The organism is Pseudomonas sp. MDT2-39-1 (assembly GCF_054898085.1).
Map to the genome: position 1 here is coordinate 25,777 of NZ_CM142716.1, position 14,448 is coordinate 40,224.

11 protein-coding genes and 5 pseudogenes are annotated in these 14,448 nt (G+C 53.4%); 9 read left to right on the forward strand and 7 right to left on the reverse strand.

Features of this window, described 5'->3' with window-relative positions:
• Positions 1-5: 5 nt before the first annotated feature.
• The 3 genes from ACYZTM_RS00175 to ACYZTM_RS00185 form a co-directional block, all read right to left on the reverse strand.
• Positions 6-1,565: a diguanylate cyclase domain-containing protein gene (locus ACYZTM_RS00175; RefSeq protein ID WP_461989260.1), complete on the reverse strand. Its 1,560-nt coding sequence runs from the start codon at positions 1,563-1,565 to the stop codon at positions 6-8.
• A gap of 377 nt (positions 1,566-1,942) precedes the next feature.
• Positions 1,943-3,313: a heavy metal sensor histidine kinase gene (locus tag ACYZTM_RS00180; RefSeq protein ID WP_461989262.1), complete on the reverse strand. Its 1,371-nt coding sequence runs from the start codon at positions 3,311-3,313 to the stop codon at positions 1,943-1,945.
• Positions 3,310-3,981 carry a heavy metal response regulator transcription factor gene (locus tag ACYZTM_RS00185; RefSeq protein WP_461958920.1) on the reverse strand — a complete coding sequence of 224 codons (672 nt, stop codon included), beginning with the start codon at positions 3,979-3,981 and terminating at the stop codon, positions 3,310-3,312. The genes ACYZTM_RS00180 and ACYZTM_RS00185 overlap by 4 nt, the downstream gene beginning before the upstream one ends.
• Before the next feature lie 150 nt (positions 3,982-4,131).
• Here ACYZTM_RS00185 and ACYZTM_RS00190 point away from each other — a divergent pair, with 150 nt between their 5' ends.
• The 9 genes and pseudogenes from ACYZTM_RS00190 to ACYZTM_RS00230 all read left to right on the forward strand — a co-directional run.
• Positions 4,132-4,635, forward strand: coding sequence for a GlcG/HbpS family heme-binding protein (locus ACYZTM_RS00190; RefSeq protein ID WP_461959317.1), 504 nt, complete (start codon positions 4,132-4,134; stop codon positions 4,633-4,635).
• A gap of 10 nt (positions 4,636-4,645) precedes the next feature.
• Positions 4,646-5,056 carry a hydroxyisourate hydrolase gene (gene uraH / locus ACYZTM_RS00195; RefSeq protein WP_461958919.1) on the forward strand — a complete coding sequence of 137 codons (411 nt, stop codon included), beginning with the start codon at positions 4,646-4,648 and terminating at the stop codon, positions 5,054-5,056.
• An 858-nt stretch (positions 5,057-5,914) separates the two neighbouring features.
• Positions 5,915-6,598: pseudogene (locus ACYZTM_RS00200) on the forward strand (PAS domain-containing protein); the annotation flags it as partial.
• A 108-nt stretch (positions 6,599-6,706) separates the two neighbouring features.
• Positions 6,707-7,141, forward strand: a pseudogene (locus ACYZTM_RS00205) (methyl-accepting chemotaxis protein); the annotation flags it as partial.
• A 72-nt stretch (positions 7,142-7,213) separates the two neighbouring features.
• Entirely contained in the window at positions 7,214-7,540 is a 327-nt protein-coding gene (locus ACYZTM_RS00210) for a hypothetical protein (RefSeq protein WP_461986270.1), read from the forward strand.
• Positions 7,518-8,053: pseudogene (locus ACYZTM_RS00215) on the forward strand (IS66 family transposase); the annotation flags it as partial. The gene ACYZTM_RS00210 and the pseudogene ACYZTM_RS00215, both read left to right, overlap by 23 nt.
• 311 nt (positions 8,054-8,364) lie before the next feature.
• Positions 8,365-8,688 (forward strand): IS66-like element accessory protein TnpA, encoded by a 324-nt coding sequence (gene tnpA / locus ACYZTM_RS00220; protein ID WP_461986272.1) that lies wholly within the window; start codon positions 8,365-8,367, stop codon positions 8,686-8,688.
• A complete protein-coding gene (tnpB, locus tag ACYZTM_RS00225; protein ID WP_461986274.1) occupies positions 8,685-9,020 on the forward strand; it encodes an IS66 family insertion sequence element accessory protein TnpB in 336 nt (111 codons plus the stop codon). Before tnpA ends, tnpB begins: the two co-directional genes overlap by 4 nt.
• Before the next feature lie 209 nt (positions 9,021-9,229).
• Positions 9,230-9,436 (forward strand): annotated as a pseudogene (locus ACYZTM_RS00230) (hypothetical protein); the annotation flags it as partial.
• Between the two features lie 458 nt (positions 9,437-9,894).
• Here ACYZTM_RS00230 and ACYZTM_RS00235 read toward each other — a convergent pair.
• From ACYZTM_RS00235 to ACYZTM_RS00250, 4 genes and pseudogenes are all read right to left on the reverse strand, one after another.
• Positions 9,895-10,305 (reverse strand): annotated as a pseudogene (locus ACYZTM_RS00235) (group I truncated hemoglobin); the annotation flags it as partial.
• Entirely contained in the window at positions 10,305-11,168 is an 864-nt protein-coding gene (locus tag ACYZTM_RS00240; protein ID WP_461986276.1) for a DUF3034 family protein, read from the reverse strand. The pseudogene ACYZTM_RS00235 and the gene ACYZTM_RS00240, both read right to left, overlap by 1 nt.
• A gap of 5 nt (positions 11,169-11,173) precedes the next feature.
• A complete protein-coding gene (locus ACYZTM_RS00245; RefSeq protein WP_461986278.1) occupies positions 11,174-13,531 on the reverse strand; it encodes a putative bifunctional diguanylate cyclase/phosphodiesterase in 2,358 nt (785 codons plus the stop codon).
• Complete coding sequence (locus tag ACYZTM_RS00250; protein ID WP_461989263.1) at positions 13,515-14,111, reverse strand: methylamine utilization protein; 597 nt, start codon at positions 14,109-14,111, stop codon at positions 13,515-13,517. Before ACYZTM_RS00250 ends, ACYZTM_RS00245 begins: the two co-directional genes overlap by 17 nt.
• Positions 14,112-14,448: the final 337 nt, after the last annotated feature.

The following is a 14,448-nucleotide window of genomic DNA, read 5'->3' on the forward strand; positions in this document are numbered from 1 at the left end:
GCATCTCAAGCTTCCGGGGACTCAGTCATCGCGACTCCTTTTCGCCCCAGTTGTTTAACGCCGTACATCGCCTGATCCGCTGCTTTCAGCAATGAGCCCAAATTTTGGCCATGATCAGGGCACAGAGAGACTCCGATACTGCACGACAGTGACAGCATTCCTGCGCTTGTCGCTACTGTCTGCGCAATGACTTCCAGCACTCTTTCAGCGTTGAGTTCAGCACTCTCTGAGTTGATAAGATCCGTGATCAGAATCACGAATTCATCTCCACCGTAGCGTGCGACGGTGTCACAAGAACGAGTGACCTGAAGCATGCGATTGGCGACTGCCTTGAGAACCTGGTCACCCACCTCATGGCCATGCTTATCGTTAATGTCCTTGAAATGATCCAGATCTATCAACAGAACGGCGAACGCAGTCCCACGCACTGTCCAGTTTGAGAGGGCTTGGTCAAAACGGTCGGCGAAGAGGTAGCGATTCGGCAATTGAGTTAGAACATCATGTGTTGCGAGATAAGCCGAGCGTTCGTGTTCAACCTCTGCTTTTTCGATCGCTTTGAAATGCCGAATCAACACCACAGGCACAAGCACGAATGCCCCCGCGAGAACCGCAAGGATGATCAATGTTTCCGCTGTCAGAATATCGCCCAATCGCAACTGACGCTCAAACAACAAGGTCATCGGCTGTGAAACACTCCTGATCTCGACTCGGTCAGATAGCGCCGGTAATAGGAAGCGATCCAGGATACCGGCTTGCTCGGTCTGCGTTGAAAAGACATTGCTTTCAGATCCTGCAGCGGTTTTCAGGACAGCACTGACGCGAACCAGGGGATCTACGTTCGCATAACTCACAGCATCCTGTAGCGAATCCGTCTTGATCAAAAGCAAAGACACCATCGTGCTGCCAAAGAAATTGGGGCGAGTGTTCTCTCGATCCTGTTCAGGACGACTGACTGACTGCATCAGAATGTAAGCGTCACCACCCTCATACATTGAGAAAACAGGCGATACGACCGGCTTCTGATTATTGTGGGTTCGAGCCAACGCATAGGACAGGTAGGCGACGGTTTCTAGCTTGACGCCATAGATCGAACTGGATTCAGGGAGTAAGGGGTACATGAACAATACAGGCCAAGTCTCATTGAGATAGACCTGATATTGCGCAGGTTGATGAGTGAGACTCGGAAAATCCTTGAGTTGAAAGTCTGGACGCCAAGTACGACGCAACAGATCTTCAAAAGCCGACTGTTCGGCGATGGGTACCGCCCTCGCCGCCTCAAGCATGTAAATATGAGGATAAGCGGCTAAAACGACTGCCGCATACCGGGCCGCAGCTTCCGTATCGCTCTGATCGACGGCCTGAAGAAATGCCGAGAAACCCGCCAACACAGCCTCATTAGTATCAAGCTGATTGCGCACGATGCCGGAAATATTCTGCACGTATTCCGAGAAACGCTTTTCTCTGCGTTCAGTCTCGGACTTCAGCAGTAACAGGGCCGAAAAACCAACCAATCCGACAGCAAGGATAATGAACCCCGCGAGGGAGCTGCGCCGTTTAGTAAGCACCACTTTAATTTTCCCACGCGCAGAGCGAGAGCCGTGCCTTGGCAAGCACCGTTGAAGCCAAACGTGATTGGGGGTGAACGACCGATGACATACTGTTCTTAAGGTCGTTTAGTATTGAAAACAATTCCCAAGGGATCAGATCTGATGCGCATATTTGCGATTCAAAAATGATGCTGGGCAAGGTTACCTCCCCAAAAATGACGTAGCAGGCTTTCGGATTCATGCTCAGCACAGCGTCTCCCCTTTAGCATGTGCCCGAAAGAAAACTTTTCAAGCCCCATTTGCATGCTTCCTACGCGGTCACCACTGCAAGAAATCTCACTATAGGGCAATTTGCCAGCATTCGCTGTGTCGGGTGCAATACCTTCGGTTCGAGTTCAGCCGTTTATAAGGGGAAACTCCAAGTGGAAGCTCGTACCTGCTTCAGTGCTATCAACGGTTACACAACCGCCATGCAGTTGCATAATCGAACGAACAATGGCCAATCCCAGCCCCCCAGAGTCGTCGGGCTGATTACGTGATGGGTCGCACCGGTAAAAGCGCTCAAACAATCGTGGCAGATGTTCGGCTGCAATCGGCTCGCCGTGGTTGTGCACCGTAATTTCGAGCCTATCTTCCGAAATCTCGCTGCTGACGGTCACTGCTGACGCGGGAGTTGCGTAGCGCAGCGCATTGGCTAGCAAGTTGGCCAATGTTCGACGGATCAACCCTGGATCCCCCAGCAACTGATCTTGGGCCTGGTTTATCAGTTGCACATCTCGCTCTTGCGCCACGCCTTCGAAATACTCACACAGTTGCTCAATGAGATCGTGCAGGTTGATTTGCACGAATTTTACGCAGGCGTTTGGCTGCTCGGTGCGGGCGAGAAACAGCATGCTGTCAATCATTCGCGCCAGCCTTTCATACTCTTCCTGATTGGATACCAACAAATTCTGATAGTCCTCGATAGAGCGACTGCGCCTCAGAGCTTGCTGGGTATGTCCCATCAGGTTGCCAAGCGGGGTTCGCATCTCATGGGCGAGGTCTTCCGAGAAGCGCGAAAGCTGGGCGAATCCGTCCTCAAGGCGTGCAAGCATCTGGTTGAGGGCATTACAGAGCAGTTTGAGTTCATTCAGTTCATTGAACTCATCCAGCCGCAGATGCAGATGCTGCACATCGATTCCGGCAGCGCGCTTGGCCAGCAGGCGCACAGGGTGCAAGCCTCGTTGACTCACCCACCAGCCGAATGCGAAAGCCAGCAGCGCGCCGACCGACATGGCCAGCCAGAGCTTGAGTCGATAAGCACCCAGCATCTGGTCGCGCTCACTCAACAACTTGCCAGCGATCAGGGTCAAGCCGCGATCACCCTGCATGACATCCTGCCAAGCAAGCCGCACTGGCTCAGAAGAGTGATCGTCAACGAGGCGAGCCTGGGGTGTAGCCGGCAACTTTGGAAAAGTCATACCCACTGGGTTGATTTCGATCAACACCTTGCCGGTGTCATCGACAATCCATAGCAGATTGTCGCGATTGCCCAACATGTTTTCGTAGAGCTTGGGCCGACCTTGAAGTTGCTCGATGCTGTCGCTATCGCTGATCAATGCTTGCATTCGCTCCAGGCGCCCCAGCAGGGCCTGATCATCGCGCCAGGCAATCTCTCGCTGTAACGATTGATAAAGATAAAAACCAATGGAGCCCAGTAACAGTGCGCTGACCAGCGCGAACATGATCGCCAGACGCAGGCTAAGGGTGTGCGGAAACAGATTCAGGATTGCACCTCAAGCATGTAACCGATACCACGCACTGTGTGTATCAACTTAAGTGAGTATGGATCGTCAACCTTGGCCCGCAGTCGACGGATGGCGACATCCACCACATTTGTGTCACTGTCGAAGTTCATTTGCCAGATCTGTGAGGCAATCAACGAACGCGATAGCACCTCCCCTTCACGACTAAGCAGCAAGTGCAGTAGTGCGAACTCCTTGTTGGTCAGGGTGAGGCGCTCTCCGTTGCGCGTTACCTTGCGTCGCAACAAGTCCAGGCTCAAGTCGCCTGCCACAAAATACTCAACCTCGCGAGGCGGGCCGCGGCGAAGCAAAGTGCGTACCCGTGCCAACAACTCGGCATAGGAAAAGGGTTTCACCAGATAATCATCGGCCCCCAACTCCAGGCCTTTGACCCGATCATCAACCGAATCACGTGCGGTGAGAAACAATACTGGGGTCTGCCACTTACGCCGGATGATTTGCAGCAATTGCCAGCCAGACAGCCCCGGCAGCATGACATCCAGAATGATCAGATCGAACTCACTCTCCTGCGCCAAATGCTGGCCGTCCAGCCCGTCAAGGGCGATCTCTACTGCATAGCCCGATTCAGTCAGGGCTTTGCGCAGGTAATCCGCCATTTTCGTTTCATCTTCAACCACCAGGATACGCATTTTTTCCTCCAAGACTGGAGCACAGGCTAGCCCGCTTCGGTGATTTCTCACATTACATATTGGTAATCAGGAGGTAATCATTCTGACGGAGCGGGCTGGTCATGATGTCTGGCAATGACTGAGACAGACTCAACCAACCAAGGAAACAGCATGCGTACAAGCCTATCGACTTCATTGCTGATCACAATCGCAATGAGCTCTGCGTTCGCCGTTGCAGCCCCGGATCAGGTTGCGCAGCGCAAGGACGTGTCACTTGCAATGGCCAACGATTTGCTAACGGCCGCGCTGACGGCCTGTCACGCCGATGGCCGCACAGCCGTTGCCGCGGTTGTTGACCGAGGCGGCAATTTGGTTGCCGTGCAACGCGATGACAATGTCGGCCCGCACAACACGTTAGCCGCGCAACGCAAAGCCTATACCGCCCTGTCGACCAAGACGTCGACGCGGTTGTTAGCTGAACGCGCTCGCGCTAATCCAGATGCGGAAAACCTCAACACCCTTGATGAGTTGTTACTGCTCGGTGGAGGCGTGCCATTGAAATTCGATGGCCAAGTCATCGGCGCCCTCGGGGTGGCCGGTGCGGGTGGCGCTGCACAGGATGAAAGTTGTGCAGAGGTCGCTATCAACAACGTTCTACCTGCCGTTAAAAACTAAGGACATCACCATGACTGTATTGAAAAGTTTCTTCGCTGGCGCTGTGTTGAGTGCCCTTTCAGCCATTGCATTAGCGGCAACAAATCCATTGAGCGTGCATGTACTCAACTTGCAGGATGGCCTGCCCTCCCCTGGAGTCAATGTCACGCTGGAAAAACAGGATGGGAAAAACTGGGACATGCTCAACAGCGCGGCAACCAACGAGCAAGGTCGTATCACCGGGCTGTATCCGGAAGGTCGGGGTCTGGAGAAAGGTACCTACCGTGTCACCTTCAAGACTGGTGAGTGGTTCAAGGCGCACAAAACGTCCAGCTTCTTTCCGGAGGTACCCGTCATTTTTGAAGTGGACGGTACCGTTCCTCACTATCACATCCCGTTGCTTCTCAGCCCTTACGGCTTCTCCACCTACCGAGGAAATTGATCGTTAAACGATACAAAATGGATACCGCACGAACGTGAAGACAGCCGCCCCTACTCAAAAGGGCGGCACTGTCGATTAATTTTTCGGCATCAAAACCTTAAGCAATGACCACACTCACTCCTTAGGTTTGGTTCACGTTTCAGGGGGGGGATGCCGGTGACAGCACCTTTCTGATCCTCGACCATGAACTGCAGGCCACTGATCACCCCACCCGATTGGTCATGCCGAGACAAGGCATGCGGTGGATTTCAAGGCGCAAAGAATAGCGTCCATCCTCAGTGTGTTCCTGTGCTTACTTGATACAAACCTATACAAGACCCTGAAATTCGCACAAGACTGATCAGCAGGCGGTGACGCCTTACTTTATCGATGAATGCCCGTTCTGCGCGCTATACATCAATGACCTGCGCAGAGGCGCCAATGAGTCCGAACCGCTATTTATTGGTATCCGTTGTGATCGGATTGAACCCGCGCCTGGACGCTTTCGTGCTGCAAACGTTAAGAATTTAGGCCACTAAAATCACTTGAGGTGCAATCCGAACGCCCCTTTCAGTCGGATATCGAGTGCTCTGCCGAGAGTGCAAAAGCTACGTAAACCGATAGTCTATTGCCGGTGCGCAATCCCCTACCCGATCAGCGCATTACTCGCGATCAACATGCTTCCCTCGTGTTCAATCTGGAATTTTCTTGTACAATCACCATACCACTGTATAGGTTTTGCGGTGGATTGATGAAAGTGCCAAGCAGTCCATAGCCACTGAGGTTCGTATGTTCAACTCGCAAATCAAAAAAGAACTGACCATCAGCAAGCAGCGTTTGGCTGACTGCGAAGCCACCCTCGCAGCATTACGTGGCTCCATGGCTCTGATTGAGTTCCAACCTGATGGCACGATCCTCGGCGCCAATCACAATTTCCTGAGCGTAATGGGCTACCGCCTTGAGGAAATTCACTCCCGGCATCACCGCTTATTCTGTACACCGAAATACGCCAACAGCGTCGCATATCAAGGTTTTTGGTCAAGGCTGAGTAATGGTGAGTCCATAAACGACCGCTTCCTGCGCCTGGACAAACAGGGGCGTGAGATCTGGCTGGAGGCTAGTTACAACCCTGTTCGCGACGCCTCTGGACGGGTGATTAAGGTCGTCAAGATTGCTACTGATGTAACTGACCGGGTGCGGAAGGAACAAGAGCAGGAGAGCCAAATCAAAGCGATTAACCGTTCCATGGCAACCATTGAGTTCAACCGGCAGGGAGAAGTCATCAGCGCCAACGAAAACTTCCTTGCAGTGATGGGTTACCGCTTGGATGAGATTGTTGGCAAGCACCATCGTCTGTTCTGTGAGCGTAGCGAAAGTGAATCCAACGAGTATCGCCAGTTCTGGGAGCGCCTGAATCACGGCGAATTTTTCTCCGGTAACTTCAAACGCCTCAACAACCAGGGACAAACCGTCTGGTTACGTGCGACTTACAATCCGGTGTTCGACGCCAGCGGCAGCCTTTACAAAGTAGTTAAGTTTGCGAGCGATATCACGGCTCAGGTTCTCCAGCAGGAAACTGAGTCACGAGCAGCACGCATGGCTTACGAGACTTCACTGAAAACCGACAATACAGCACACGAAGGCGCCCGAGTGGTGCAGGAGACCGTGGATGTCATGCAAAGCCTGGCTGGCGAATTGAATCACGCAGCCGAAGGTATCAATGATGTCAGTCAGCAGTCGGAAGTAATCAGCAGCATCGTGCAGACCATCCGTGGCATCGCCGAACAAACGAATCTTCTTGCGCTAAACGCCGCCATCGAAGCCGCTCGTGCCGGAGAGCAGGGTCGAGGTTTTGCGGTGGTAGCTGACGAAGTGCGCAATCTGGCTTCGCGCACAAGCCAGGCCACCATCAAAATTGTCGAGGTGGTGCAGCACAATCGTTTATTGGCCCAGGGGGCAGTGGCCAGGATGGAGGCGAGTAAAGACAAGGCAGAACAAGGAGTCAAATTAGCCGGTGAGGCTGGTCAAGTAATCCTGGATATTCAGGATAGTGCTCGCCAAGTCGTACACGCGATCAGCAATTTCTCGTCGACATTAGCTAGATGATTCAGCCTTGCGGCATGTGCAAAATCTTGGCTTGATCTACACCTTCATAGTGATTGAAAAAACGGGGGTTGAATGAACGAAAAATCACGACCAGTAGCTCCTTGTAGCGCCTGCGGGGAGGGCAATGAACTGGATTTTGAGTTCAGTATGGCGTTCCAGCCAATCGTAGATCTGCGCGACAACAGTATTTTTGCCTACGAGGCTTTGGTACGTGGTTGTGATGGCAGTGGTGCCGCTGCCATTCTTGGAAAGGTGACCGAACAGAACCGTTATGCCTTTGACCAAGCATGTCGAGTCAAGGCTGTTGAGCTTGCTTCACGCTTACAAATACCCTGCTTTGTCAGCATCAACTTCTTACCCAATGCGGTATATCAAGCATGCACGCCGCAAGTTCTTTGACTTGCACGCGACCAACAAGAGCCAGATCGCCGAAAAAGCGCTGCACAACATTGCGCCTTGTACGAAGTTGAACGAGAGGCACGCGAGCTGGAACCGGGTGTCCGGCAGCGAATACGGCAGGACAAAGCATCGCCGATCATCGACGCACTTCATACCAGGATGATCGCCCAGAGGCATCTTGTGCCTGAGGGATCGGCCATCGCCAAGGCGTTGGATTACAGCCTCAAACGCTGGATAGCGCTGACGCGCTATCTCGATGACGGCGCTGTGCCCATCGATAACAACTGGCGCGAGAATCAAATCCGGCCGTGGGCTCTTGGGCGCTCGAACTGGCTGTTCGCGGGCTCGTTACGCAGCGGTAAACGTGCGGCGGCGATCATGAGTTTGATCCAGTCGGCGAGGCTCAACGGGCATGATCCGTATGCTTACTTGAAGGATGTTCTTACACGCCTGTCGACGCAGCGGGCGAGTGAAATTGCTGAACTGCTGCCGCATAAGTGGGCGCCTGTTTAACCACGCATGGTGTGTTGGGCGAACGCTTACTTTCAATGTGGGCTATGAAAGCGCCTCACAATTCAGCCGCGAATTCAAACGCTTCTTTGGCTGAACGCCTCAGGCAGAGATCGAATGGATGAAGGCGACCTACGCATTGCCTGCGCCGTCCAGGCAGTGATGAGTCTTACGATGAATTGCTGACAATCTCTCTATCTGAAAATTAAGTGTATGCGTCCGGCCAAGTCATCTACCCAACCCCGCAAAGCCGGGACATGGTGTGCACTTAAGTTTAGGTGGGCACCAGTTCTAGCCTTTTAAGCGGGTATTTCATGCAGCCAACACGCCGTTCGTATTCCAAATCCTTCAAAGCCCAGGTCATTCAAGAGTGTGCCCAACCCGGCGCATCGATTGCCAGCATCGCCCTCAGCCATAGCCTTAACGCAAACCTCCTTCACAAATGGATTCGGGTGCAAGTGCAGAAAAGCACGGCGGTTCAACCAGCATTCATCCCATTGCCTATGCAAACAACGGCGCCCATATCTTCATCGAATATCAGCGTTGAGATTCTGCACCCACGCGGCACCGTCAAAGTGAACTGGCCAACCGATAGCGCTGCTGCCTGCGCCGCTTTCCTTCGAGACCTGTTGCGATGATCCGCGTCGACGCCATCTGGCTCGCCACCGAGCCCATGGATATGCGCGCCGGCACTGAAACGGCGCTGGCGAGGGTGGTCGCGGTGTTCGGAGCGGCGAAGCCGCACTGCGCTTATCTGTTTGCCAATCGCCGCGCGACTCGGATGAAAGTGCTGGTACACGATGGGATTGGCGTATGGCTGGCGGCACGTCGCTTGAACCAAGGTAAATTTCATTGGCCAGGCGTTCGGCAAGGCAGTGAAGTGCAGTTAGATACCGAGCAACTTCAGGCTTTGGTACTAGGTCTACCTTGGCAACGCGTGGGGTCTGACGGAGCTATTACGCTGCTTTAAAAACTGTAATTAGCATCTCGGTTTGCTGCCGCAAGCGGTCTGCTTTGGTAAAATCCACGGTATGACTTCCTCGCCCAATCTCGATCAAATGACTCCCGACCAACTGCGTGCATTCGCTGCGCAGCTGACGTCAGACGCCAGGCAATTGGAGCGCGAGTAACGTTAAGGCATTAAAGGACTACTCTCTCCTTTTCCACGGAGGAATCACGATGTCCAACGCAGACCTGCTCCCTTCCCTGCTTTTCAAAATCAACGAAAACCAACTCGCGCTCGAGGCCGCCCTTATGGAACTTACGCTTTGGGTCGAGCAGCGTGGATCAGACGACGTAGCCCAGAACGTTCGGGGGGCCTTGGAGGCAACTGACAAGAACGAAGAGTTCATCAGATTGACTCTTGCGGTGCTTATGACACCGGAGTTACCAAGTGCGACCATTTATTCATGCGCTACCCGTATGGGCCGCGAAGCTTGAGACCCTGAGCCACGTAACGTAGAACCTAATCAACTTGCAGGGCAGCGGCAGCCATCGAAAATAACCTGGCCTCTATTACGAGCTAAGTTCCTTGACCCACCTCCTCCACGGCTTGGGCATACCTCTGGGTCGCCTCCATCACCAATACCTTACGCTCGTCACGATTGATAAAACCCTGCTTTAAGTATTTTTCGGCAAGCCGCAGTAGCTCTTCGTATTGCTCATGAGCCGTCATACGGATCTCGGATTTTGAGAGCAATGAATGCCATTCTTCAAGCGCCTGTGCTTTTCGATTTTCATTTATGACGACGATTCTCAATGCATGTGTTGCGGTAGAGCTCAGGAAGCAATGCGATGTTCACTGTCGACGACGTATGGCAAGTATCTGTCGGTCTCGTCTGCTTGATTACGTCCCCGCGCATCGGTGCCAGTCGCGCAATCAACCGATTTTGCACCGGCACCGCGATCGCCTGATCATCCATCGCATCGATTAAGTCCTCAACCAAAGCATTGAAGTCGCTGCGGCTGACGTTCTGCCCCTTGTGACTTTCAGCCATGCTGTCACCGGTATAGATACAAGGCCCGCCAGCCTCAACACAAAATTGCTCGATCAGTTTGTCACGTAGCCGCTGGATATCAATCTTGCGAAAGCGCTCAACGATTCGCTCATCCTGAGCAATGTTCAGCAGCATGCCCTCAACAATTCGGGTGATGCCGGGACGCTCGCCAAGAGCCTGATAAAGGCTGTCATCCTTGGCCGGCTTTTGCACGCAGGCACTCAGTGATAGAACCAGAAAAAGTAGGAACAAGCGCATCAGAAACTTCCTTGCACAGAAAGGTACGTGCCATTCTGGTTTTTTAGCGTGGCGATCTCGCCCAGGCGTGCGTATGCCAGCACTACCGACAAATGTTTGTTAGGGAAATATCCTAAAAATAGATCCGCCCAATCGCTTTCCCCGGCGAATGACAGGTTGTCCGGTTTTTCTCGATACTCCACGCCTACCGCCCAACGTGGATTGAACAATACGGCCAGGGAGCCCTCCTTGAGCAGACTGCGCGTGTCGCGACGGTCACCACCGAACCCCAACAACCCAAGCTCATTGGCACGGCTATAACGCAGACTTCCGTTGACAAGCAGGTTATATCCGAACGCTGCGCCCATGAACAAGCGACTGGCGGCCATGTAGCCCTCTGTGTCGCTGTCTCGCTTAGCGCCGACCAAGCTCGGGATCAGGAAATCTCGTAGATGTTTGTATTCGAGGCCTAGGGAAACCTGAGGCAGATCGTCGTAAATTAAATCGCCGAACAAACGCAACTTAACGCCGAGCACGTCCTGGTCGAGGCTGTTCTCAGGCAGCCTCAGTTTGTGTATTAAAGAGCCGAGATCAAAGCGCTGTCGGGCGAAAGATAACTCGACGCGGTTGTCATAGGCCACGGCCAGCCCAGCCACATCCAGCCGATAATCGGGCAGGTTGACTGTGGTCGCGAACACAGTTGCGCCCCACTCATTTTTTTCGCCGTAGCCGGCAAGCATTGCCCAAGGCGTAATTCCTCCGCCTGCCGCGCCCTCTAGGCTACTGGCACCACCTGTAGCAATCAGGCGTCCGTTATCGGCGAGGGTGGATTGGTGAATTAAGCTGACGAGGCAGCCGATCACCAAAAACAAACGTGAGGTCATATCGTTCAATGAACCATGGATGTACGAAAGCTTAAGGGCAACGCCACCCAGGCCTCGAATGCTGGCGCTGTGAGCGGGCGGCTGATCAGATAACCCTGCGCCGTATCGCAGTGCCAGCGCTCGAGTAAACTTAAGCTGTGCTCGTATTCGACTCCTTCGGCGACCACTTTGAGTCCGAGGTTGTGGCTCATTTCGATGGTTGAACGGACGATCACTGCGTCCTCGCTGGTTTCATCCAAGTCACGGACGAAGGACTGATCAATTTTCAACTCCTGCACAGGGAGTCGCTTGAGGTGAGCCAAGGACGAGTAGCCAGTGCCGAAGTCATCCACTGACAGGCTAATGCCGCAATCACGCAATTGGTGAAGGACTTTTAATGCCCGCTCTGGCTCCCGCATGACAGCGCTTTCAGTGATTTCAAAGATCAGTTGTTCTGCCGGCAGGCTGTAATTCTGTAGTAGCGCCAACACACGAGCGGCCAGGTCATCGCTAATCAAGTCATCGGCGGATATGTTTAGCGACAGCTGCAAGCGCAACCCCCGCTGATTCCACTCCGATAGTTGACGCATGCCTTCGTTGATCACCCAATTGGTCAGTATCTGAATGCTTCCAGTACGTTCCGCCAAAGGAATAAATTCAGCAGGCGAAACCATGCCCAGTTGCGGGTGCTGCCAGCGCAACAAGGCTTCTGCTTGGCTGACGCGAGCTTCACGGATATTTAACTTGGGTTGGTAATGCAGTAGGAACTCACCTTTGCTTGCCGCGTGACGTAGGTCGCGAATCAAAGTGATCTGACGACGATGGGCCAAGTCACGCCCGTGCTGATAAATTTGTAAATGGCCGGGCAACTTTGCGGCGTCTTTCATAGCAATAGAGGCGCGTTCCAGCAGGTTCTGTGCGCTTTGCCCATCAGCGGGGAATGCCGCAATACCGAGATTGCAATCAAGAGCCAGATCGTGACCGTTGATTTGCTGAGGTTTAAGCAGTAATTGCTGAAGCTGGTCAGCTACTGCGACTGCCGCTTCACCGTCGAGGCCATCAAGCAAAAGGAGGAATTCCTCTGCTATCAAATGCGCCACGGTATCACCTGGACTTAGCAACACTTGCAAGCGCTGACCGGTTTGACGGAGCAATTGACCAACTGTCTCGGGATCAGCTGTTTCGTTGATATACCGAAGATTTTCAATGCTGAGAAAGATCAACGCCATGGGTCGTTGTGCTGCAATCGCACTACCTAGTCGCTCCATGGCTAACGTACGGTTTGGCAAGCCTGTGAGTGGATCATGCAGAGCGTTGTGAGCCAACTGCTGTTCACGCTCAGCGATGCCACTCTGCATCGAGTTGACTGCATTGGCCAGCAATCCGAATTCGTCGCTTCTGCGCAGTATCACAGGGGTCTGATAGTCGCCCTGGCCGATCCGCTGCGCTGCCAGCGCCAGCGATCTAACTGGCTGCGACACACCACGGGCCAATAGCAAAGCGCCGACTAACGATGCAAGCAAGGCTATCAAGGCAATACCAAGGATTTTTTCATCCAGCGGTGCAAACGCTTGCATGGCTGCATCGATTGGACTTTGCAGTAAAGCTATAACCTGACCGTCATACTCACTCGCGGCGCCAGCCAACACCAAAGACTGGCTGAGGAAGTTATGCTCCAAGTGCTCCGTTAGCAGCACTGCGTCCTGCGGGGACGAACTCAACATCAGGCCGGTGATACTTTTGCCGAGAACGTCCGGTTGGGTGCTGATGAGCTGCCCGGGTTGCTGCTTATCAATGGTAAGAAACGATACTTCAAGACTGGTCAGCGAACGCAGCTCACTGGCAAAGGCATTGTCCATGCTGACGCCCATCACCACCCTCGCAATCGGCAGGGGTGCGAGTACAGTCGCTTCCACCAGCAAGTGTGGTTTACCCTGCAAAGGAACGATCAACATGGTTTGTTGGATGCGTCGGGCTTCGCGCAGCGCCAGGTCGTATCGAAATACCGAACCGTCTGGTACATCGTCCAGCGTGCTGGCAAGGACTTTTCCATCCATGCTAAGCAAAATCATGTCACTGGCGTTAATGCGCTTGCCATGATTGAACAGTACCGACCGCATGGTAGCGGAATCGCTGCTGGTAACCGCATCGCGGAAACCGAAGTCAGCTGCAAGTAATTGCACGCCATCGGCTAAGCGTCGACCGCGCACCTCCAGCAACCGCTCAAAGACTCGTGTACCTACCTCCAATTGGGAGTTTGCTTGACTGCGAACCGCTGAGTTGGTCGCCACCTTTACGCTGAAATACAATGAGCCAATCACCACCAGCGACAGCAGGATCAACACCGCAGTGACTTGCGCTTGAAAGCTATTCCGTAGTTTCACGGGCAGCTCGCTTAAACGCGTCACCGAAGGCACTTGGTGCGGGAGCGGTCGGAGCGGTCGTAGGCAACAGTTCCAGAGCCAGGCTGAAGGTCTGTTTGAGGCCGGTGACCGGGATCTTTATGGAGCCTGCGCTGAATGGTTTCATGTCCTTGAGTTGGGGATGCCATAGGGTGACCCGGTACTCACCAGCCGGCAAAGTTTCCAGCGTCAGTTTACCTTGATCATCGGTAACACCGAAGCGAGGGTCATCGGTGACATACACATAACCAAGCATCCAGTCATGGATGTTGCAGCCAAGCACCACAATACCTGGTTTATCGAACAGCACTGGGTCGGAGGGTGTCCCTTCGTAAAGCCGTAGCTCGAAGCGTTTAGCCGGCGAGAACGAGTACACCTGATGGCGAATATTGTCGCTGTTGGGGAACTTGATTGGTGTGCCGGTATGCACGGCCAACACGTGGGGTGCGAACTGCTGAGCTCGCTGATCCATGTCGGCCTTGAGCTGAACGTTAGCCTGACCCATAGGCCCTTGGAGGGTCACTACGACATCGGACAGAGGCTTGCCGTTTTGCTCATGCATTTCGACGTAAAGCTTGGTGACGCCAGCCCAACTATTGGCACATAACAAAACAGTGACTAGCAGAAAAAGCGAGCAAATCCTGGGCATGCCGATTCCAATACGATAGTGATTGCGGTTGGCAGTCCTTGGCGGAGTGGTAACTCAGTTGGAGGAATGGAGCAGATCATGCACCAGTCGAGGCTAATTGCCATCATGATATTTCATGCAATATGTGTTCGAGCTGCGTCAAGAGTTGACGGACAACAAAGCCCATCTACTCGTTATCGACCGTATAAGCGATATCTGAAGGTATTTGAACGAGCCCCATGAAAGACAGGACGCCGTTTCCCCCTTACGA

Excerpts from the sequence above, each read along its gene's own strand:
- ACYZTM_RS00250 (WP_461989263.1), bottom strand. The coding sequence starts at position 14,111 with ATGCATGAGCAAAACGGCAAGCCTCTGTCCGATGTCGTAGTGACCCTC.
- tnpA (WP_461986272.1), top strand. The coding sequence starts at position 8,365 with ATGCAGCCAACACGCCGTTCGTATTCCAAATCCTTCAAAGCCCAGGTC.
- ACYZTM_RS00185 (WP_461958920.1), bottom strand. The coding sequence starts at position 3,981 with ATGCGTATCCTGGTGGTTGAAGATGAAACGAAAATGGCGGATTACCTG.
- tnpB (WP_461986274.1), top strand. The coding sequence starts at position 8,685 with ATGATCCGCGTCGACGCCATCTGGCTCGCCACCGAGCCCATGGATATG.
- ACYZTM_RS00210 (WP_461986270.1), top strand. The coding sequence starts at position 7,214 with ATGAACGAAAAATCACGACCAGTAGCTCCTTGTAGCGCCTGCGGGGAG.
- ACYZTM_RS00240 (WP_461986276.1), bottom strand. The coding sequence starts at position 11,168 with ATGACCTCACGTTTGTTTTTGGTGATCGGCTGCCTCGTCAGCTTAATT.
- uraH (WP_461958919.1), top strand. The coding sequence starts at position 4,646 with ATGACTGTATTGAAAAGTTTCTTCGCTGGCGCTGTGTTGAGTGCCCTT.
- ACYZTM_RS00190 (WP_461959317.1), top strand. The coding sequence starts at position 4,132 with ATGCGTACAAGCCTATCGACTTCATTGCTGATCACAATCGCAATGAGC.